The sequence below is a fragment of the Marinobacter vulgaris genome (assembly GCF_003344045.1).
GTDB lineage: Bacteria > Pseudomonadota > Gammaproteobacteria > Pseudomonadales > Oleiphilaceae > Marinobacter > Marinobacter vulgaris.
In genome coordinates this window covers 400,072-420,350 of record NZ_QFWX01000001.1, presented here as the reverse complement: position 1 = coordinate 420,350, position 20,279 = coordinate 400,072, and the positions used below count along the sequence as shown (strand labels likewise).

The window sequence follows — 20,279 nt, the reverse complement described above, 5'->3', positions numbered from 1 at the left end:
GCGTCCACTGACTTATTCAAATACCGGAACGATGTTGGCTTTCTCGATGCTATCGAATGGCAGCAGGTACTCGTGATCATCCACGACCACCACAACGTCCTCGCCCTCAACACCCTTAATCAGGCCCTGGAACTTGCGACGCCCTTCAAATGCCATCCGTAATTTGAGCTGGACCTGGTGGCCGGCAAATGCCTCGTACTGCTCCAGGCGGAACAACGGCCGATCCATGCCCGGAGACGAGACCTCCAGGGTATATTCTGTCTGGATGGGGTCTTCCACATCCATCACGCCGCTCGCCTGGCGGCTGACTTTTTCACAGTCTTCGATGCCGACGCCATTCTCGGCATCGTCAATAAAAATCCTTAACAGGGAATGGTGTCCCTGGGAGCGATATTCAATGCCCCAAAACTCGTAACCCAGCCCTTCTACAATCGGCCTGAGGATTTCTTCCAGCTGCTTCAACTTGGCTGACAAAGCTATTGCGTCTCCGTTATTCGTTTTTTCGAACCCAAAAACAAAAAAAGGGCTGTTGATCAGCCCTTTTTATGCACCAGGGCCTGATGCGCCAGGCCCCTTAATCAAAAAGCCCCGAACATTTGGGGCTCTTTGTTGCAAGAACTCGCAGGGGTAACCAAAACCGACAACCTCCCCTGCTGACAGACACCTGGCCTGCCTGGAGCCGACGGGGCAACGTATTACACCCGGAACCCGCTCCAATATCCGCCGGAGTATAGAGACGCCGGCCTTACTGGTCAAGGACTGACCAAAAAAACGGCCTGGTAGTTCCAAGCCGTTTTTCTTCTATATGGTGCCCAGGGCCGGACTCGAACCGGCACGGCTTTCGCCACTACCCCCTCAAGATAGCGTGTCTACCAGTTCCACCACCTGGGCATTACTTTTACTCGAGCTCGGGAAGTTCATTTTCGTCCCCGCGCCCGGATTCGCCGCCATCGGCCGATTCACTTTCAGCCTGCCCGGCACCGGATCGGGATTCCTCAACTACAGGAATACCCGCTTCCCCTGCCACTTCGGCACGCTGCTTGGCGAATACAGCCAGCGAAAAACTTGTTACAAAAAACACAATGGCCAGCAAAGTCGTAGCGCGAACCAGGAAACTACTGCTGCCCTCGCTGCCAAATACCGTCTGCGAGGCACCACCACCAAAAGCAGCACCGGCATTGGCACCTTTACCATGCTGAATCAGCACCAGACCCACCAGTGCCACCGCGATGACCACGTGGAGAACGACAACCAGTGTTTCGACCCAATCCATAATGTCTCTCTAATGACTCGTGCTAATGGCTTTCGCGAATCTTAACCTTTCAGGACCTGCCTGGCATGGCCCGGCAAATACCTACAAAATCTTCTGCGCTCAACGATGCACCGCCAATGAGGCCGCCATCAATGTCAGGTTGAGCAAAAAGCGCGGCAGCATTATCCGCTTTTACACTGCCCCCGTAAAGCAGGGATATTTCTTCTGCAGGTGCCCCGAAGGATTTCAATACGCCCCGGATCGCAGCATGCATGGCCTGGGCATCTCCAGCGGTGGCAGTTTTCCCGGTGCCAATGGCCCAAACCGGCTCATAAGCAATTACCACCTGCCGCCACTGCCCGGCACTTACGCTCGCAATTGCACTACGCACCTGAACCGCGACAACCTCTTCCGCACTGCCCGCTTCACGCTCCTCCAGGGTCTCGCCAACACAGATGACCGCGTCTAATCCCGAAGCCAGCGCCCTGGAAACTTTGACCGCCACCTGTTCATCGGTTTCGCCAAACAGCTGCCTGCGCTCCGAGTGACCCACAAGTGTGTAACCACACCCGCAGTCTTTGGCCATCCCGGCAGATATTTCACCGGTATAGGCCCCGGAATCCCAGCAGGCAACGTTCTGGACACCAACTGCAATCTGACTGCCGGCCTGGCTGATGACATCACTGACAAAAAGTGCGGGAGGAACAATAACAACCTCCACGTCATTATCAAGCGATGCGAGGTCAGACCGGATCTGGCCCAGCAGGCTGGCCACAAGGTCTTTTGACCCGTTCATTTTCCAGTTTCCGGCGACGATCTTACGGCGCATAAACAATCCCTGATTCGAGGGAGGGCGAACTATACAGCAGTCTTTTAACCCAGACAACTGCCCCGGGACACAAAATCAGGCCCGGGAATTCTCCACGACAACAGCAAGTTCCTCAGCAATCTTAACAATTTCCGACTCGTCCTGCCCTTCTGTCATGACGCGGATCAACGGTTCGGTACCCGAGGCTCGCAGCAATACGCGCCCCCCACCACCAAGCCGTGCTTCCGCCGAGGCCACCGCCCTGACAATATCGTCGCGACCGAGAGGATCAAACCGCTTGCCCACCCGTACGTTGATCATTTTCTGTGGCAATTTGCTCATGCCATGCCGCAGATCCGCCAGCGAGCCTCCAGAGCGACTGACCGCCAGCAGTACCTGCAAGGCCGAGACTATGCCGTCTCCGGTGCTGGTGCAGTCACGGATCACCATGTGGCCGGAGCCCTCGCCACCAAGCAGCCACCCCCTGTCAATCAGCCGCTCCATAACATAGCGATCGCCCACTTTGGCGCGCTCAAAATCGATACCCTGCTCCCTCAAGGCCAGCTCGACGCCCAGATTCGTCATCAGGGTGCCCACAACGCCGCCCTTGAGAGTGCCGGCAGCGTGGCGCTGCGTTGCAATCACGTAAAGCAGTTCATCGCCATCCACTTCCGACCCGTCACTATCCACCATCAACACACGGTCACCGTCACCGTCAAAAGCAATCCCCAGGTCTGCTTTCTTTGCCAGGACTGTCTTGCTCAGAGTATCAAGATGGGTGGACCCGACATTCAAATTGATGTTCAGGCCGTCCGGATCGCCACCCACGACAGAGATCCTGGCGCCCAATTCGCGGAAAACCTTGGGGGCAACGTGGTAGGTAGCGCCATTGGCACAATCCAGAACGATGTGCAGGCCTTCCAGGGAAAATTCGTTGGGCACCGTGCTCTTGCAGAACTCGACATAACGCCCGGGAGCATCATCCACGCGGAACGCCTTGCCCAGCTCTTTGGAATCACAAACCTCAATGGGCCGGTTCAGCCAGTGCTCTATCTCGGTTTCAAGGGCGTCATCCAGTTTGGTACCGGCGGGAGAGAAAAACTTGATACCGTTGTCATGATGCGGATTGTGGGAGGCACTGATGACAATGCCGGCAGACGCACGAAAAGTCCGCGTGAGATAGGCGATGGCAGGCGTGGGCATGGGCCCCAGCAGCTTTACATCCACTCCTGCTGCGGACAACCCGGACTCCAGGGCGGACTCGAACATGTAACCTGACAGGCGGGTGTCCTTTCCGATCAGTACACTGTTGCGCTGGCCCGACCGCTTGAAAGCCTGGCCTGCGGCCCAGCCCAGATGCAGCATGAACTCTGGCGTGATCGGGTATTCGCCAACCCGCCCACGAATACCGTCCGTGCCGAAGTATTTTCTGTCACTCATCGTGCAGCTTCCTCCATTGCCATTACTACTTTAACGGCATCAACTGTTTCCCTGACATCATGGACACGTATTATCGACGCGCCCTTCATCGCCGATATTGTCGCGGCAGCAAGGCTTGCAGGCAAGCGTTCATTGACATCGCGGCCGGTGATATGGCCGAGCATACTTTTGCGAGACAGCCCCACCAGTACCGGATGCCCCAGGAGCTGCAACTGATCCAGCGAGGCCAGCAACTGCAGGTTATGTCGGGGGGATTTCCCGAAACCGAAACCGGGGTCCAGAATGATATTTTCAGTCCGTACACCGGCCTTTTCAATCATCCGCATCCGCTGGGCAAGAAAGGAACTGACCTCCCGGCGCACATTGCGATAGCGCGGATCATTCTGCATGGTATCCGGCTCGCCCTGAATATGCATCAAACATACCGGAATATCAGCTCTTGCAGCCACCTCAGGCGCGCCCTCTCTTTGCAGGGCACGAACATCATTAATCAGTCCGGCACCCAGCTTCGTCACTTCGGTCATAACCTGCGGCGAACTGGTATCCACCGATACGATGACATCAAGCTCGCGAGCGATGGCTTCCACCACCGGGCAGACCCGGCCCAACTCTTCATCCACAGACACTACAGTGGCGCCCGGGCGCGTCGACTCACCGCCCACATCCACAAATACCGCACCATCCGCGACCATTTCGCGAGCTCGAGCCAAGGCCGCATCGACCCGATTAAAGCGACCTCCGTCCGAGAATGAATCGGGCGTTACGTTGAGAATGCCCATAACATGGCAACCAGACATGTCCAGCTCCCGGCCCGCGAAATTCATCTGCATAAACAACCTTTGCTGCAATCTGCAAAAAACAAACGCCGCCCCTGCCGGGGCGGCGTTAATGGGTCAGTGATCTCCAGACCGGTTTACACCGTGTCAGTGCTCACCGGCAGGGCGGCCAACGCCGGGTTGGCGTCCGTCGTCAGAGCCTTTGGGAGCAGGCGCCTGCTCAGGCTCTTCAGCCGCAACACCTCCAGACGGGCCGTTATCACCCCAACCTTTCGGTGGACGCGGCTCACGGCCTTCCATGATGTCATCAATCTGATGACGATCGATGGTCTCGTACTTCATCAGTGCTTCGGCCATGAGGTCGAGCTTGTCGCGATTATCAATCAGCAACTGCTTCGCTTTCTCGTAGCAGCTGTCGATGATGTCGCGAACTTCCTCATCGATCCGCTGGGCGGTTCCCGGTGAATGAGTCGGCGCTGGCGGAGCACCAAAATACCCACCCTGATCTTCGTTGTCGTACTGTAACGGTCCCAGCTTTTCAGACAGGCCCCACTTGGTCACCATGTTACGGGCCAGGCTGGTGGCCCTTTCGATGTCGTTGGAGGCACCGGTGGTCACGCCGTCAACGCCAAGGGTCAGTTCTTCAGCGATACGGCCACCGAACAGACTGCAGATCGAGCTGATCAGGAAGCGCTTGCTATGACTGTACTTGTCCTCTTCAGGGAGGAACATAGTGACACCCAGCGCACGACCCCGGGGAATGATGCTGACCTTATAGACAGGATCATGTTCCGGGACCAGACGGCCCACGATCGCGTGGCCGGACTCGTGATAAGCGGTGTTGCGCTTCTCTTTTTCGCTCATGACCATGGATTTGCGCTCGGCGCCCATCATGATCTTGTCTTTAGCGAGTTCGAACTCTTCCATGGAGACCAGGCGCTGATTCCGACGCGCCGCAAACAGGGCAGACTCGTTGACCAGGTTAGCCAGATCCGCACCCGAAAATCCTGGCGTACCACGGGCAATCAGCTTTGGTTCGACGCCGTCAGCCAACGGCACCTTTTTCATGTGCACTTTCAGAATCTGTTCGCGACCAATGATGTCGGGCAAGCCTACAACCACCTGGCGGTCAAAACGACCAGGGCGCAGCAGCGCAGGGTCGAGAACATCCGGCCGGTTGGTGGCAGCGATAACGATAACACCTTCGTTGCCTTCAAAACCGTCCATTTCCACCAGCAGTGCGTTCAGAGTCTGCTCACGCTCATCATGACCGCCGCCCATACCGTTACCACGACGGCCGCCAACAGCGTCAATCTCGTCTATGAAGATGATGCAGGGGCTCTGCTTCTTGGCCTGTTCGAACATATCGCGAACCCGGGAAGCGCCCACGCCCACGAACATCTCGACGAAGTCGGAGCCGGAAATGGAAAAGAAGGGCACCTTCGCTTCGCCGGCAATTGCCTTGGCGAGCAATGTCTTACCGGTACCCGGCTGACCCACCATCAGAACGCCTTTGGGGATGCTGCCGCCCAGGCGCTGGAACTTGCTGGGATCCTGAAGGAAATCAACCAGCTCTTTCACGTCTTCCTTGGCTTCATCCACACCGGCAACGTCGGCGAAGGTGGTCTTGATCTGATCCTCACTCATCAGCTTGGCTTTACTCTTGCCAAAGGACATGGGGCCCTTGCCGCCGCCACCTCCCTGCATCTGCCGCATGAAGAACACGAACAGCGCGATGATAATGAGGATCGGGAAAGCAGCCACCAGCAACTGGGTCCAGAGGCTTTGGCGCTCCGGCTCCTTGCCAATGACTTCCACGTTATTAGCCAGCAGATCGTCCATCAGCTTCTGATCGGCGAGTTGAGGCCGGATGGTCTGGAACTGGGAGCCGTCACCACGGACACCCTGCACCTCCAGACCGTCAATGGTCACCTGACGGACACGTCCGTCCTGCACCATTTCCACGAATTGGGAATAGTTGACCTGTTGGCCGCTGGTGGTGGGAGTGAAATTCTGAAACACCATCAGCAGTACGGCGGCTATGATTAGCCAGAGAACCAGATTTTTTGCCATATCGTTCAAGGATCGTCACCTGTGAATTGTAGGATCGCCCCGTCAGGAGAAAGCCTTTTCTGACACTTTACACCAATTGTACGCCCGTCCACCAGAATCGGCCCATCCATGTCGGCCACTGCAGGGGTGTCAATTCCCTTGGCCACTTCCGACCTGCGGGCGGGTCAGCCCTTAAATCCCTTGCACACCTGGTAGATCTCCCTTGATCGGGCCCGGGAGGAGTCAGGCTTCCTGCTGACAACGGTGGTAAAACTTTTACGCATCTCGGCCAGCAAGGTATCAAATCCTTCTCCCTGAAAGACCTTGGCGACAAAAACACCGCCCGGCTTCAACACCTGCTGCGACATATCCAGCGCCAGCTCTACCAGACCCATGGCATTGGGAATATCTACCGCAGCCATACCACTCATATTGGGTGCCATATCTGAAATTACAACATCAGCCCGGCGGTCACCCATTAATTCCAGCAATTCATCGAGGACCGACTGCTCGGTAAAATCCCCCTGAACAAACTCCACACCTGCAAGCGGATTCATGTCCAGTATGTCACTGGCTATGACCACGCCTTTGTCACCAACCCGTTCTACAGCGACCTGGGACCACCCGCCGGGCGCCGCACCCAGATCCACAACAATCTGCCCGGGCCTGAAGATGCGGTCTTTCTCGTCAAGCGCAATCAGCTTGTAGCTGGCGCGGGATCGATAGCCATCTTCACGGGACTTTTTGACCCACACATCGTCGAAATGTTCCTTCAGCCAGCGATCACTGGTTTTCGAACGGGCCAAAACCTACCTCCAAAAATCATTCTGCCCGAAGGCGAGGATACGTGGTAACTGCCATTTCACCGGCCGGGCGATCTGTTACAATTGCTCAATTATACGGAATCGTCCGCTGTTTCGCCGCTGACGTTTTGTTAATTGCATCCATAAAGAGAATACATAATGAGTCTTTCGCCAGAACAGCGCCGGGAGTACCGGGGCATCGCCCACAACCTGAAGCCGATCATTATCGTTGGCGACAAGGGCCTGACTGAAGGGCTCCAGGAAGAGCTTGAGCGCGCCCTGAATGACCATGAGCTGATCAAGATCAAGGTGGCCAGCCAGGACCGCGAAACACGCCAGGAGGCAGTAGCCGCCCTGTGTGAAGCCTCAGGAGCTGAACTGGTACAGACCATCGGCAAGGTTGCCGTCATCATGCGCCGCGCCAAGAAGCCCAACCCGAAGCTCTCCAACCTGCTGCGCCAGAAGCACTGAATCCGCATCCTGCCACCGGCAGGAAAACAAAAAGCCGGCCGGGAATTCCCCGCCGGCTTTTTTGATCCCGGAACAGGCCCTGCTTCAGATGTGCTCTACCTGCTCGATTTCATATTCAACCGTACCGGATGGTACCCGGATTGCCACCACATCTCCCTCGCTCTTGCCCACCAGCGCACGGGCAATGGGCGAGGAAATCGACAGTTTGCCGGCCTTGATGTCGGCTTCATCTTCACCGACGATCTGATAGGTTACCTGCTCATCCGTATCCACGTTGAGCAGGCGCACCGTAGTACCGAAAATCACCTTGCCGGTGTTCTCGATGGTATTGACGTCGATGACCTGTGCCGCGGACAGCTTGCCCTCGATTTCCTGAATGCGCCCTTCGATAAAGCTTTGTTGCTCCCGGGCAGCGTGATATTCCGCATTTTCCTTCAGATCGCCGTGTTCACGGGCGTCGGAAATGGCGGCAATCACCCGGGGACGATCCTCGGACTTCAGTTTCTGAAGCTCTGCGCGGAGGCGGGCCTCACCCGCTTTTGTCATGGGTACTCTGTCAGCCATAATCTTACTTTCCTGCGTGTAAATCCTGAAGGCGGCGCACCGTGCGCTCAGGGCCAAACATAATCGCCCTGCAAAATGCTTCGCCGCCTGCCAGCGTTGTTGTATAGGTTACCTTGGACTGCAGGGCCGACTGGCGAATTTGCGCCGAGTCTGAAATGGCCTTGCGCCCTTCGGTGGTGTTGATAATCAGCTGAACCTGACCATTCTTGATGGCATCCACAATATGTGGACGCCCTTCCCGAACCTTGTTCACCCGGTCAACGGTAATGCCGGCCTCTTTAAGCGCCTTCGCAGTGCCCGTTGTGGCGATCACCTTGAAGCCCGCATCGACAAGATCCTGTGCCACCTTGGCAGCGCCGGGCTTGTCGACATCACGAACCGACATGAACGCCGTTCCTTTGACCGGCAGGCGCTCACCGGACGCCAGGGCCGCCTTGGCGAAGGCTTCATCGAAGCTGTCGCCAATACCCATAACCTCACCGGTGGATTTCATTTCCGGGCCCAGGATCGGGTCCACCGCCGGGAATTTGTTGAACGGGAACACCGACTCCTTGACCGAATAATGGGTCGGCACGATTTCCTGAGTAAACCCCTGCTCCGCCAGCGACGTGCCTGCCATGACCCGCGCCGCCACTTTGGCAAGGGATACACCAATGGCCTTGGAAACAAACGGGACCGTTCTGGAGGCCCGCGGATTCACCTCGATAACGTAGATCCGCCCGTCCTGCCAGGCGAGCTGGACGTTCATCAGGCCGATGACGTCCAGCTCGATGGCCATCTTGCGCACGGCTTCACGCATCTCATCCTGCACATCTTTGGGCAGCGTGTACGGCGGCAGGGAACAGGCAGAGTCACCGGAGTGCACGCCAGCCTGCTCAATGTGCTGCATGATTCCGCCAATAACCACATCCTTGCCGTCACTGATGGCGTCAATATCCACCTCGATGGCGGCGTTCAGGAAGTGATCCAGCAAGACCGGGCTGTCGTTGGAGACCAGCACCGCATTGCGCATGTAACGGACCAGCTCTTCCTCGTCGTAGACGATCTCCATGGCACGGCCGCCCAGCACGTAGGACGGGCGCACCACCAGCGGATAACCGATCTCCCGGGCTGCCACAATGCCTTCCTCGTGGCTGCGCACGGTGGCGTTCTCCGGCTGGATCAGGCCCAGGCGGCCAATCATCTGCTGGAAACGCTCACGGTCTTCGGCACGGTCAATGGCGTCCGGGCTGGTGCCAATAATGGGCACGCCGGCCGCTTCCAGGCCACGGGCCAGCTTCAGCGGAGTCTGGCCGCCATACTGGACAATCACACCCTTGGGTTTCTCGACGTGGATGATTTCCAGCACGTCTTCCAAGGTAATCGGTTCGAAATACAGGCGATCCGAGGTGTCGTAGTCGGTGGACACGGTTTCCGGATTGCAGTTGATCATGATGGTTTCGTAGCCATCCTCGCGCATGGCGAGGGCCGCATGAACACAGCAGTAATCAAACTCGATGCCCTGGCCAATGCGGTTGGGGCCACCCCCGATCACCACGATTTTCTCGCGGTCGGAGGCGTCCGCCTCGCACTCTTCCTCATAGGACGAATACATATAGGCGGTGGAAGAGGCAAACTCCGCGGCGCAGGTGTCGACCCGCTTGTAAACCGGACGGATGTCCAGGTCATGGCGAAGTTTGCGCAGGCTGACTTCAGAGATGCCCAGCAGCTTTGCCAGCCGCGCATCGGAGAACCCCTTGCGCTTGAGGCGGAACAGGGTATCGCGATCAATATCCGCCTTACCCGCGGACTTGAGGGCATTTTCCTCTTTGATCAGGTCTTCAATCTGGACCAGGTACCAGGGATCAACGTGGGTATTGCGGAACACATCGTCCACCGAGTAGCCGGCGCGGAAGGCATCGCCGATGTACCAGAGGCGCTCGGCGCCGGGCACGTTCAGTTCCTGGGTGAGGGTTTCCTGGCCGTCAGTGGTGTTCAGATCCACCTTTTCTTCAAAGCCGTCGGAACCCACTTCCAGGCCACGCATGGCTTTCTGCAGGGATTCCTGGAAGGTCCGGCCAATGGCCATCACCTCACCCACGGATTTCATCTGGGTGGTCAGGCGGGCGTCGGCCTGGGGAAATTTCTCGAAAGTAAACCGGGGAATCTTGGTGACCACATAGTCGATGCTGGGCTCGAACGAAGCCGGGGTAACACCGCCGGTAATCTCGTTGCGCAGCTCATCCAGGGTATAACCCACGGCCAGCTTCGCCGCCACCTTGGCAATGGGGAAACCTGTGGCCTTGGAAGCCAGGGCCGAGGAACGGGAGACCCGGGGATTCATCTCGATCACCACCACACGGCCGGTATCCGGGTTTACGCCGAACTGGACGTTGGAGCCGCCGGTTTCCACGCCGATCTCACGCAGCACCGCCAGAGAGGCGTTGCGCATGATCTGGTATTCCTTGTCGGTCAGGGTCTGGGCCGGCGCAACGGTGATGGAGTCGCCGGTGTGCACGCCCATGGCGTCGAAGTTCTCGATGGCGCACACGATGATGCAGTTGTCGTTCTTGTCACGGACAACTTCCATCTCATACTCTTTCCAGCCAATCAAAGACTCGTCGATCAGCAGCTCGTTGGTCGGCGACAGGTCCAGGCCACGGGTACAGATTTCCTCGAACTCGTCGCGGTTGTAGGCAATGCCTCCGCCGGAGCCACCCATGGTAAATGATGGGCGGATAATGCAGGGGAAACCGATATCGTCAGCCACTACCCAGGCCTCGGCCATGGAATGGGCGATGGTGGCCCGCGGGCACTCCAGACCAATCTTCTTCATGGCCTTGTCGAAACGGTCGCGATCCTCGGCCTTGTCAATGGTATCGGCGTTGGCGCCGATCATTTCCACGCCGTGCTTTTCCAGTATGCCGTGCCTTTCCAGATCCAGCGCACAGTTCAGCGCGGTCTGGCCGCCCATGGTCGGTAACAGTGCGTCCGGGTTTTCTTTCTCGATGATCTTTTCGACGGTTTTCCAGGTAATGGGCTCGATGTAGGTGGCATCGGCCATGACCGGATCCGTCATGATGGTGGCCGGGTTGGAGTTAACCAGGATAACCCGGTACCCCTCTTCCCGCAGGGCCTTGCAGGCCTGGGCTCCGGAGTAGTCGAACTCACACGCCTGCCCGATCACGATGGGACCGGCACCCAGGATCAGTATGCTTTTTATGTCGGTACGCTTTGGCATCAACGTGCCTCCATCAGGCGAATAAATTCATCAAAGAGCGGCGCCACGTCGTGGGGGCCGGGACTGGCTTCCGGGTGACCCTGGAAGCTGAAAGCCGGTTTGTCGGTGCGGCGTATTCCCTGCAGGGAATCGTCAAACAGGGATTTATGGGTCGCCTCCAGATTATCCGGCAGGCTGGCCTCGTCGACCGCGAAGCCGTGGTTCTGGCTGGTGATCATCACAGTCCCATCCTTGAGGTTCTGAACCGGATGATTGGCACCGTGGTGGCCATGGCCCATCTTGATGGACTTTGCACCACTGGCCAGGGCCAGCAGTTGATGACCCAGGCAGATACCGAATAGCGGAATCCCGGTTTCCAGCACTTCGCGGATGGCTTCGATGGCGTAGTCACAGGGTTCCGGGTCACCAGGGCCGTTGGACAGGAAGATGCCGTCCGGCTTCATCGCCAGCACTTCCGCGGCGGGTGTCTGTGCCGGGACTACTGTGATATCGCAGCCGCGGCCGGCCAGCATGCGCAGGATGTTGAGCTTTACCCCGTAGTCCCAGGCGACCACCCTGAACTTCGATTCGGTGCGCTCGCCATAGCCACTCTCGATGTCCCACTCGCTCTGGCTCCAGGTCCAGGTTTTTTCCGAGGTCACTTCTTTTGCCAGATCCATACCCTTGAGCCCGGGAAAGGCGTTGGCCAGCTCAAGCGCACGTTCTGCGGTGGCATTCGCACCGGCAACCACGGCACCGCTCTGGGAGCCCTTGTCCCGCAGGATTCGGGTGAGGCGGCGGGTGTCAATGTCGGCAATGCCCACAATGTTGTTGGCGCGCAAATAGTCCTGCAGCGAGCCGGTGCTGCGCCAGTTGCTCACCATCAACGGCAGGTCGCGGATAATCAGGCCGGCAGCCTGAACCCGATCGGATTCGATGTCTTCTTCGTTGACACCGGTGTTGCCGATGTGGGGATAGGTAAGGGTGACAATCTGGCGGGAGTAGGAGGGGTCGGTCAGGATTTCCTGGTAACCGGTCATGGCGGTGTTGAACACCACTTCCCCACTGGTTTCCCCTTCAGCGCCAATGGCGGTGCCGTAAAACAGGCTTCCGTCTGCGAGTGCAAGGATGGCTGGTGTACTCAAGGCTTGTATCCTCATCGAGTGGCGTACAGGTTCGTCACGAACAGGAACGCAAGCGCAAATTCAGGTCGCAAAAAAGCGAGAGGGAGTTGAACTCCGTCCCGCTTTTTCTATAGAGCGTTGTCAAAGCTACGCTTGGTGCAGTTAAACCGCGTCATTGTAAGAAATATGGGACTTTGTGTCCATGTTCATTACCATCTACTTCAACCCCAGCACATCCTGCATGTCGTATAACCCGGCAGGCCTGCCTTCCAGCCACAACGCCGCTCGCATCGCCCCTTTGGCAAACGTCATCCGGCTGCTCGCCTTGTGGGTTATCTCGATGCGCTCACCCTCGGTGGCGAACATAACGGTGTGATCCCCAACCACATCCCCGGCGCGGATGGTTTCAAAACCGATTTCCTTGCGGGTGCGCTCGCCGGTGAAGCCTTCACGACCGTAAACGGCGCATTCCTTAAGGTCGCGGCCAAGGGCATCGGCGACGACTTCACCCATGCGCAAGGCAGTGCCTGAAGGGGCATCTTTCTTGTGACGGTGATGGGCTTCGATGATTTCCACGTCATAGTCGTCACCCAGAGCTGCTGCCGCGGTACGTAACAGGTTGAGGGTGACGTTGACGCCAACGCTCATGTTGGGAGCAAAGACCACGGGAGCCTGCTCGGCGGCCAGGGCCAGCTGCTCTTTCTCAGCGTCGGTCAGGCCGGTGGTGCCGATGACAATCATCTTGCCGTTGGCTTTGCAGAATTCGACATTTTCCAGGGTCAGGTCCGGGAAGGTGAAGTCCACGAGCACGTCGAAATCATCTTTTACCTCGGCCAGGCTTCCGGCCATTTTCACGCCGGTCCTGCCGATACCGGTCATCTCGCCGGCGTCGGCGCCAACGAGGCTGCTGCCCGGCTCGACAACCGCGGCGCCAAGCTCAAGACCATCAGTGCCGTCAACCGCTTCGATCAGCACCTTGCCCATTCGCCCGGCCGCGCCGATGATCGCTACCCTCGTATCGCCCATTTCACCTGTCCTCAGAATTTCATTTCGTCAAAGAAACTTTTCACACCCTCAAACCAGGACGTCTTCTTCGGGCCGTGCTTGTTGCCGTCGCCGTCATCCAGAGTCTCCTGAAACTCTTCCAGCAGCTCTTTCTGGCGCTTGGTAAGGTGAACCGGCGTTTCCACCGTCACCCGGCACAACAGGTCGCCCGAAGGCCCGCCACGAACAGGACTGACACCCTTGTTCCGCAACCGGAACAGTTTTCCGGTCTGGGTTTCCGGCGGAATCTTCAGCTTCACGCGGCCATCAAGTGTCGGCACTTCCAGTTCGCCACCAAGGGCGGCATCAACGATGCTGATAGGTACTTCGCAGTAGAGGTTGCGGCCATCGCGGGTGAAAATCGAGTGCTCGCGCACCGCAATCTGGACATACAGATCGCCCGGCGGACCTCCGTCGATGCCCATCTCGCCCTCCCCGGAGAGGCGAATGCGATCGCCTGTGTCCACGCCAGGCGGCACCTTGACCGAGAGTGTCTTCTCTTCCTGGACGCGGCCAGTACCATGACAGTTCTTGCACGGATTCTTGATAACCTTGCCCGCGCCCCGGCAAGTAGGGCAGGCCTGCTGTACGGTAAAGAAGCCCTGCTGCATGCGCACCTGGCCCATGCCGTTACAGGTGCCGCACGCTTCCGGGCGGGAACCTTTTTCGGCGCCGCTGCCGTCGCAGGTTTCACATTGGGTGTGACCGGGGATACGGATCTGGACCGTCTTGCCTTTTACCGCCTCTTCAAGGTCCAGCTCCAGGGTATAGCGAAGGTCAGCACCGCGAGTGGTGCGGCCACGACCCCCGCCACCGCCAAAGATGTCACCAAATACATCACCAAAGATGTCGGAGAAGCTGGCACCGCCACCTCCCCCGCCAAAGCCGCCACCGGCCTGGCCATCTACGCCGGCGTGGCCAAACTGGTCGTAGGCCGCACGCTTGGATGAATCCGACAGTATTTCGTAAGCCTCGCTGGCTTCCTTGAACTTGTGGTCGGCATCTTCATCATCCGGATTGCGGTCAGGATGATACTTCATTGCAAGCTTGCGGTAGGCTCGCTTGACCTCTTTTTCATCCGCTTCCCGGGCAACCCCGAGAATCTCGTAATAATCGCGCTTGGCCATGCTCTAAAACCCTGTTGGTAAAACGAGGAAAACGCGGGAGAGCTCCCGCGTTTTCCAACTGACTGATGATCTTACGTTTTATCGCTTGTCGTCGTCTTTGACTTCTTCAAACTCGGCATCAACGGCGTCATCACTCTTACCGGACTGGGCGTTTTCTTCGCCCCCGGCCTGCTGCGCCTGTTCTGCCTGATCCGCATACATCTTCTGGGCCATTTCGGAAGATGCTTCTGTCAGCTTCTGGGTCTTGGCTTCGATGTCTTCCTTGTCGGAACCGGTCAGCGCTTCTTCCAGCTCCTTGATGGAAGCCTCGATGGACTCCTTCTCGCTGTCGCTGATCTTGTCACCGGCATCGGCCAGCGTCTTGCGAACGGTGTGAACCATTGCATCGCCCTGGTTGCGGGCCTGGACCAGCTCCTCGAACTTGCGATCCTCGTCCGCGTTGGCTTCGGCGTCGCGAACCATCTTCTCGATTTCGTCCTCGTTCAGGCCTGAGGACGCCTTGATCACGATAGACTGCTCTTTGCCGGTCGCCTTGTCTTTCGCAGACACGTTCAGGATACCGTTGGCATCGATGTCGAAGGTGACTTCGATCTGCGGCGTGCCACGGGGTGCCGGCGGAATGTCTGCCAGGTCGAACCGACCCAGCGACTTGTTCTGTGCCGCCTGCTTGCGCTCACCCTGGACTACGTGAATGGTCACGGCAGTCTGGTTGTCATCCGCAGTGGAGAATGTCTGCGACTTCTTGGTCGGAATCGTGGTGTTCTTGTCGATCAGCGGCGTAGCCACACCACCCATGGTTTCGATACCCAGGGTCAGGGGGGTTACGTCCAGAAGCAGAACGTCTTTCACGTCACCGGAGAGCACGGCCGCCTGAATTGCAGCACCCATGGCTACAGCTTCGTCCGGGTTCACGTCTTTACGTGCTTCCTTACCGAAGAAGTTCTTCACCTTTTCCTGAACCATCGGCATGCGCGTCTGACCACCGACCAGGATCACCTCGTCGATTTCACCGATCTTGGCACCGGAATCTTCCAGCGCGGTACGGCACGGCGCAAGACTGCGCTCAATCAGTTCTTCAACCAGTGACTCCAGCTTGGCACGGGTCACTTTCACATTCATGTGCTTGGGACCGCTGGCGTCGGCCGTTACATACGGCAGATTGACGTCGGTCTGCTGGCTGCTGGACAGCTCGATCTTGGCCTTCTCGGCAGCCTCTTTCAGACGCTGCATGGCCAGTGAGTCACCGCGCAGATCAATACCGCTGTCTTTCTTGAACTGGTCGGCAAGGTACTCGATCAGCTTCATGTCGAAGTCTTCACCACCCAGGAAGGTGTCACCGTTGGTGGCCAGTACTTCGAACTGGTGCTCGCCGTCCACGTCGGCAATTTCGATGATGGAGATGTCGAAGGTACCACCACCCAGGTCATAAACCGCTACGGTGCGATCGCCGCTCTTCCTGTCCAGACCGTAGGCCAGGGCAGCAGCGGTCGGCTCGTTGATGATCCGTTTGACATCAAGACCGGCAATCTTGCCTGCGTCTTTAGTGGCCTGACGCTGGCTGTCATTGAAGTAGGCCGGTACGGTGATGACCGCCTCGGTCACTTTCTCACCCAGGTAATCTTCTGCAGTCTTCTTCATCTTCTTGATGATTTCCGCAGACACCTGAGGGGGCGCCATCTTCTCGCCCTTCACTTCTACCCACGCGTCGCCATTATCAGCCTTGGCGATCTTGTAGGGCACCATCTTGATGTCTTTCTGGACCACGTCGTCTTCAAAACGACGACCGATCAGGCGTTTGATGGCGTACAGGGTGTTGTTCGGGTTGGTGACCGCCTGACGCTTGGCCGACTGGCCTACCAGTGTTTCACCGTCTTCGGTATACGCAACGATAGACGGCGTGGTGCGATCACCCTCGGCGTTTTCGATAACCTTGACCTTGTCGCCATCCATGATGGCTACACAGGAGTTTGTGGTTCCCAGGTCGATACCAATGATTTTACTCATGCAAATGCTCCAATTCGGTTGTTCAATTCAATTCTGACTAGATTCAAGGCCAATCCGGCCAAGCCGGTGTACTGCCTGTTTACTGGCTATATTGGCGCTTTAATCTGCTTTTCAAGCCTGTTCGTCGATTTTTGGTGAGCTCTGGGCCTTGGCCACCATTACCATGGCCGGGCGGACCAGCCGTTCGTTCAGCGTGTAGCCTTTCTGGACGACCGAAACAACACTGTTGGGCTCGGCGTCGGGTGCCGGCACCATCGACAGGGCCTCGTGCTTCTGCGGGTCGAACGGCTCTCCAACAGGATCAAGCTGCTCGACGTTGAATTTCCTGAGGCTGTTCATGAACAGATTCAAGGTCATCTCGACCCCTTCGCGGATAGATGCGACCTGCTCGCCGGCGTCTTCGTGCCCTTCGGTGCTTTCCACAGCCTTTTCCAGACTGTCAGCAACAGGCAGCAGCTCTTTGACAAATTTCTCCAGTGCGAACTTGTGAGCCTTCTCAACATCAATTTCCGCGCGGCGACGGACGTTCTGCATCTCTGCCTGGGAGCGCAGCATCTGCTCCTGAAACTCCTGCGCCTGCGCTTTCAACGCTTCAACTTCATTTTCAGGAGAGCTCTCGGGGTCATCCCCGGCTGTGCCCGCTTCTTGCGCAGCGGCATCAGCAGACTCTTGCAGCTCTTCCTCAACCTGTTCGTTACGCTTCTCGTCAGCGCTCATGGCAACTCCTACTTTGATCGTCGACGGCCCTGACACCGGCCGGTTAGCGATTGCTCCCGGCCCTGCTGAGCCGTAAAGAACGTGTTTGCGAACGGATATGGGGCCCGCAACAGATGTTTCAACCGTTGAGGTCATCATTCATCCACAAATTCTTCGGGGGATATTTGCAAACAGGAAAAACCCTGTATATATTCACAGTCACTGTATGTAATCACAGTACCCAGGAATCGAGCGGAGGAATTCTGCATGCTCACACAGCTCACCGTGTCCAATTACGCCATCGCCGAAAGGGTCGAACTTCAGTTTGGCAAGGGCATGACGGCACTCACCGGGGAAACCGGCGCCGGCAAATCCATCGTACTGGACGCCCTCGGCCTTGCCATGGGTGGTCGCGCTGATGCAGGCGCAGTCCGTCACGGCGCCAAGCGGGCAGACATCACTGCCACCTTCGATGTATCCCGCATTGCCGAAGCCCGGCAATGGCTGGAAGCTCATGAGCTGGACGACGACAACCAGTGCATCCTCCGCCGCGTGATCAGCAAAGACGGCCGTTCCCGCGCCTATATTAACGGCCAGCCCTGCCCCCTCACGCACCTGAAGGACCTGGGCAGCGTACTGATGGACATCCACAGCCAGCACCAGCACCAGTCCCTGCTGCGCAAGGAAACCCACCGCAAACTGCTGGATGAGTTTGCCGGGGTGGAATCTCTCGGCGACCAGACCCGCGAGGCCTGGAAAACCTGGCACAAGACCCGCCAACGGCTGACCGAACGCCAGCAGAACGCGGACGAGGCGGAGGCACGCCTGCAACTGCTACGTTACCAGGTAGAGGAACTGGACCGCCTCGCACTGGAAACAGGCGAACAGGAGCAGCTGGAGAAGGAACAGGAACAGCTCAGCCATGCAGACACGGTGTTGCACAACAGCCACCAGGCCAACCTGCTGTGCACGGAAGACGACAACAGCGCGGCTGACCTGTTGCGCCAGGCACTGCAGCAGCTGGAGCAACTCCCCGTGGAAATACCGGCACTGGCGGAAACCATCCAGATGCTGAACGAAGCCCAGATCCAGATCACCGAGGCTGGCGACAACCTGCGCCATTTCGTGGAGGATTACGACGCCGATCCGACCAGGCTGGCCGAAGTGGAAGAGCGCCTGAGTGCCATCTACCAGATGGCCCGCAAACACCGCATCACGCCGGAAACCCTTCCTGAATTCCACCAGTCCCTGAATGCCGAACTGACTTCACTGGATGACGGTGAAGGCAGCGTTGAAAAGCTGGAGGCTGAGCTGGAAGAACAGAGGCGCCGCTTTAACGAGCTGGCCTCACAACTCTCGGAATCCCGTCAACAGGCGGCCGCCAGCCTCGACCAGAAGATTGCCGAGGAACTGGCCCAGCTGAGCATGCCGGCCGTCCAGTTTGTCACCCATCTGAACCGTAACAGGGATGCCGAACCTGCGCCTCACGGCCTGGAGGATGTCGAGTTCCTAGTCAGCGCCAACCCGGGCCAGCCTGCGCGGCCGCTGGCCAAGGTAGCTTCTGGTGGTGAGCTCTCACGCATCAGCCTGGCCATCCAGGTGGTGGTTGCTCAAACCTCCACCACACCAACCCTGGTATTTGACGAAGTCGATGTGGGTATTGGCGGTGGAACCGCCGAAGTGGTCGGTCGTTTATTGCGCAGTCTTGGCGATAACGGGCAGGTCCTGTGCGTAACACATCTCGCCCAGGTGGCGGCGCAGTGTCACCAGCACCTGTTCGTCAGCAAGTTCACAGAAGCAGACGCCACCTACTCGAGAATCGAATCACTGGATGACGACGGCAGGGTCAGCGAAGTGGCGCGAATGCTGGGTGGTGTTGATATGACGGAGCACACCATCGCCCACGCCCATGAAATGTTCACAAAGGGCCAGGCAACACACCATTGACCGGTGGTAAGGACAAAGCTATTCCCCTCTCGATCCTGAGAGTTGTTGGGGCGGGCTAGACACCCGCCCCTTTTTTGTCCCGAGCCTCAACTTGCGCAGGCCCCCGCATCAGGACTTGATAGGTTTGACATAGAGAATCAGGCTGTGGTCCACGATTTCATAGCCACGCTCTTTGGCGATCTTCTGTTGGCGCTCTTCAATGATATCATCAACGAACTCGATCACCTCTCCGGTCTGCGTGCAGACCATATGGTCGTGGTGGTCATCGCCGGCCATTTCAAAGACCGCGTGGCCACCTTCGAAGTTATGGCGCAGCACCAGGCCGGCAGCCTCAAACTGGGTCAGAACCCGATAGACAGTCGCCAAGCCTACATCGTCACCCTGCTGCAGAAGCTTTTTATAAACATCCTCGGCACTGAGGTGGTGCTCCTCAGAGCTTTCCAGGATATTGAAGATTTTCACTCTCGGCAGAGTGACTTTAAGGCCGACTTTCCGCAATTCGGTGTTTTCGGATGACATGTTACGATTCACTCTTTGGTGTGCTTCACGGCTTCCGGTATGATGGAGCCGCATGTTAACGGTCAGACCGTGTCACACCTGCCTTTGGCAGGCGATTTCAAGATAGAGGATTTCCCCCGGCGATGCAAAAGATCACAGCTCTCATTCTCACTCTCATCATGACTGGCTGTGCTTTCCCAGGTGTGTACAAGATCAACGTACAACAGGGAAACATACTCACTGACGAAGAGCTGACCTCTCTGACCGAGGGAATGTCCCGTAGCCAGGTTCATTCCCTGCTGGGAACGCCCCTGATGACCAACCCGGCCGACCCGTCCCGGGAATATTACGTGTATACCTTCCAGCGCAGCGGTGGCGACATCAAGGAACAGCGGGTTATCGTCTACTACGATAACAACCAGTATTCCTATTACGAGGCGCAACTGCTGGAAGAGACACCGGCCTACTGAGCCG

Annotated in this window: 18 protein-coding genes and 1 tRNA gene; 3 read left to right on the top strand and 16 right to left on the bottom strand. The window is 57.6% G+C overall.

The window, feature by feature from the left end; translation table 11 throughout:
* Positions 1-12: 12 nt before the first annotated feature.
* The 8 genes from rimP to rlmE form a co-directional block, all read right to left on the bottom strand.
* The gene (rimP, locus tag DIT71_RS01955; protein ID WP_114611508.1) at positions 13-474 is read right to left on the bottom strand and encodes a ribosome maturation factor RimP; all 462 of its coding nucleotides are present in this window, start codon (positions 472-474) and stop codon (positions 13-15) included.
* A 332-nt stretch (positions 475-806) separates the two neighbouring features.
* Positions 807-891, bottom strand: a tRNA-Leu gene (locus tag DIT71_RS01950).
* A gap of 7 nt (positions 892-898) precedes the next feature.
* Positions 899-1,273 (bottom strand): preprotein translocase subunit SecG, encoded by a 375-nt coding sequence (secG, locus tag DIT71_RS01945; protein WP_114611507.1) that lies wholly within the window; start codon positions 1,271-1,273, stop codon positions 899-901.
* A 49-nt stretch (positions 1,274-1,322) separates the two neighbouring features.
* Positions 1,323-2,081: a triose-phosphate isomerase gene (gene tpiA, locus DIT71_RS01940; RefSeq protein ID WP_114611506.1), complete on the bottom strand. Its 759-nt coding sequence runs from the start codon at positions 2,079-2,081 to the stop codon at positions 1,323-1,325.
* Positions 2,082-2,156: 75 nt separating this feature from the next.
* Entirely contained in the window at positions 2,157-3,500 is a 1,344-nt protein-coding gene (gene glmM, locus DIT71_RS01935) for a phosphoglucosamine mutase (RefSeq protein WP_114611505.1), read from the bottom strand.
* Complete coding sequence (gene folP, locus DIT71_RS01930) at positions 3,497-4,330, bottom strand: dihydropteroate synthase (RefSeq protein ID WP_114611504.1); 834 nt, start codon at positions 4,328-4,330, stop codon at positions 3,497-3,499. The genes glmM and folP overlap by 4 nt, the downstream gene beginning before the upstream one ends.
* A 93-nt stretch (positions 4,331-4,423) precedes the next feature.
* Positions 4,424-6,358 (bottom strand): ATP-dependent zinc metalloprotease FtsH, encoded by a 1,935-nt coding sequence (gene ftsH, locus DIT71_RS01925; protein ID WP_244311885.1) that lies wholly within the window; start codon positions 6,356-6,358, stop codon positions 4,424-4,426.
* Between the two features lie 155 nt (positions 6,359-6,513).
* Positions 6,514-7,134 (bottom strand): 23S rRNA (uridine(2552)-2'-O)-methyltransferase RlmE, encoded by a 621-nt coding sequence (gene rlmE, locus DIT71_RS01920; RefSeq protein WP_114611503.1) that lies wholly within the window; start codon positions 7,132-7,134, stop codon positions 6,514-6,516.
* Between the two features lie 156 nt (positions 7,135-7,290).
* Here rlmE and yhbY point away from each other — a divergent pair, with 156 nt between their 5' ends.
* Complete coding sequence (gene yhbY, locus DIT71_RS01915; RefSeq protein WP_114611502.1) at positions 7,291-7,602, top strand: ribosome assembly RNA-binding protein YhbY; 312 nt, start codon at positions 7,291-7,293, stop codon at positions 7,600-7,602.
* Between the two features lie 84 nt (positions 7,603-7,686).
* Here yhbY and greA read toward each other — a convergent pair whose 3' ends face one another.
* From greA to grpE, 7 genes are all read right to left on the bottom strand, one after another.
* On the bottom strand, positions 7,687-8,166 hold the full coding sequence (gene greA, locus DIT71_RS01910; RefSeq protein WP_114611501.1) for a transcription elongation factor GreA: 480 nt from the start codon (positions 8,164-8,166) through the stop codon (positions 7,687-7,689).
* Between the two features lie 4 nt (positions 8,167-8,170).
* Entirely contained in the window at positions 8,171-11,386 is a 3,216-nt protein-coding gene (gene carB, locus DIT71_RS01905) for a carbamoyl-phosphate synthase large subunit (RefSeq protein WP_114611500.1), read from the bottom strand.
* The gene (gene carA / locus DIT71_RS01900; RefSeq protein ID WP_114611499.1) at positions 11,386-12,510 is read right to left on the bottom strand and encodes a glutamine-hydrolyzing carbamoyl-phosphate synthase small subunit; all 1,125 of its coding nucleotides are present in this window, start codon (positions 12,508-12,510) and stop codon (positions 11,386-11,388) included. The genes carB and carA overlap by 1 nt, the downstream gene beginning before the upstream one ends.
* Before the next feature lie 195 nt (positions 12,511-12,705).
* Positions 12,706-13,515, bottom strand: a complete 810-nt coding sequence (dapB, locus tag DIT71_RS01895; RefSeq protein ID WP_114611498.1) for a 4-hydroxy-tetrahydrodipicolinate reductase — start codon at positions 13,513-13,515, stop codon at positions 12,706-12,708.
* An 11-nt stretch (positions 13,516-13,526) separates the two neighbouring features.
* Positions 13,527-14,660, bottom strand: a complete 1,134-nt coding sequence (gene dnaJ, locus DIT71_RS01890) for a molecular chaperone DnaJ (RefSeq protein WP_114611497.1) — start codon at positions 14,658-14,660, stop codon at positions 13,527-13,529.
* A gap of 78 nt (positions 14,661-14,738) precedes the next feature.
* A complete protein-coding gene (dnaK, locus tag DIT71_RS01885) occupies positions 14,739-16,664 on the bottom strand; it encodes a molecular chaperone DnaK (protein WP_114611496.1) in 1,926 nt (641 codons plus the stop codon).
* A 111-nt stretch (positions 16,665-16,775) separates the two neighbouring features.
* Complete coding sequence (gene grpE / locus DIT71_RS01880) at positions 16,776-17,381, bottom strand: nucleotide exchange factor GrpE (RefSeq protein WP_114611495.1); 606 nt, start codon at positions 17,379-17,381, stop codon at positions 16,776-16,778.
* Positions 17,382-17,627: 246 nt separating this feature from the next.
* Here grpE and recN point away from each other — a divergent pair, with 246 nt between their 5' ends.
* Positions 17,628-19,307: a DNA repair protein RecN gene (gene recN, locus DIT71_RS01875; RefSeq protein WP_114611494.1), complete on the top strand. Its 1,680-nt coding sequence runs from the start codon at positions 17,628-17,630 to the stop codon at positions 19,305-19,307.
* 108 nt (positions 19,308-19,415) lie between these two features.
* Here recN and fur read toward each other — a convergent pair whose 3' ends face one another.
* Positions 19,416-19,826 carry a ferric iron uptake transcriptional regulator gene (gene fur / locus DIT71_RS01870; protein WP_114611493.1) on the bottom strand — a complete coding sequence of 137 codons (411 nt, stop codon included), beginning with the start codon at positions 19,824-19,826 and terminating at the stop codon, positions 19,416-19,418.
* 122 nt (positions 19,827-19,948) lie between these two features.
* Here fur and DIT71_RS01865 point away from each other — a divergent pair, with 122 nt between their 5' ends.
* Positions 19,949-20,275, top strand: a complete 327-nt coding sequence (locus tag DIT71_RS01865; protein WP_114611492.1) for an outer membrane protein assembly factor BamE — start codon at positions 19,949-19,951, stop codon at positions 20,273-20,275.
* Positions 20,276-20,279: the final 4 nt, after the last annotated feature.

Excerpts from the sequence above, each read along its gene's own strand:
- secG (WP_114611507.1), bottom strand. The coding sequence starts at position 1,273 with ATGGATTGGGTCGAAACACTGGTTGTCGTTCTCCACGTGGTCATCGCG.
- tpiA (WP_114611506.1), bottom strand. The coding sequence starts at position 2,081 with ATGCGCCGTAAGATCGTCGCCGGAAACTGGAAAATGAACGGGTCAAAA.
- glmM (WP_114611505.1), bottom strand. The coding sequence starts at position 3,500 with ATGAGTGACAGAAAATACTTCGGCACGGACGGTATTCGTGGGCGGGTT.
- folP (WP_114611504.1), bottom strand. The coding sequence starts at position 4,330 with ATGCAGATGAATTTCGCGGGCCGGGAGCTGGACATGTCTGGTTGCCAT.
- yhbY (WP_114611502.1), top strand. The coding sequence starts at position 7,291 with ATGAGTCTTTCGCCAGAACAGCGCCGGGAGTACCGGGGCATCGCCCAC.
- greA (WP_114611501.1), bottom strand. The coding sequence starts at position 8,166 with ATGGCTGACAGAGTACCCATGACAAAAGCGGGTGAGGCCCGCCTCCGC.
- carB (WP_114611500.1), bottom strand. The coding sequence starts at position 11,386 with ATGCCAAAGCGTACCGACATAAAAAGCATACTGATCCTGGGTGCCGGT.
- dapB (WP_114611498.1), bottom strand. The coding sequence starts at position 13,515 with ATGGGCGATACGAGGGTAGCGATCATCGGCGCGGCCGGGCGAATGGGC.
- dnaJ (WP_114611497.1), bottom strand. The coding sequence starts at position 14,660 with ATGGCCAAGCGCGATTATTACGAGATTCTCGGGGTTGCCCGGGAAGCG.
- dnaK (WP_114611496.1), bottom strand. The coding sequence starts at position 16,664 with ATGAGTAAAATCATTGGTATCGACCTGGGAACCACAAACTCCTGTGTA.
- grpE (WP_114611495.1), bottom strand. The coding sequence starts at position 17,381 with ATGAGCGCTGACGAGAAGCGTAACGAACAGGTTGAGGAAGAGCTGCAA.
- recN (WP_114611494.1), top strand. The coding sequence starts at position 17,628 with ATGCTCACACAGCTCACCGTGTCCAATTACGCCATCGCCGAAAGGGTC.
- fur (WP_114611493.1), bottom strand. The coding sequence starts at position 19,826 with ATGTCATCCGAAAACACCGAATTGCGGAAAGTCGGCCTTAAAGTCACT.
- DIT71_RS01865 (WP_114611492.1), top strand. The coding sequence starts at position 19,949 with ATGCAAAAGATCACAGCTCTCATTCTCACTCTCATCATGACTGGCTGT.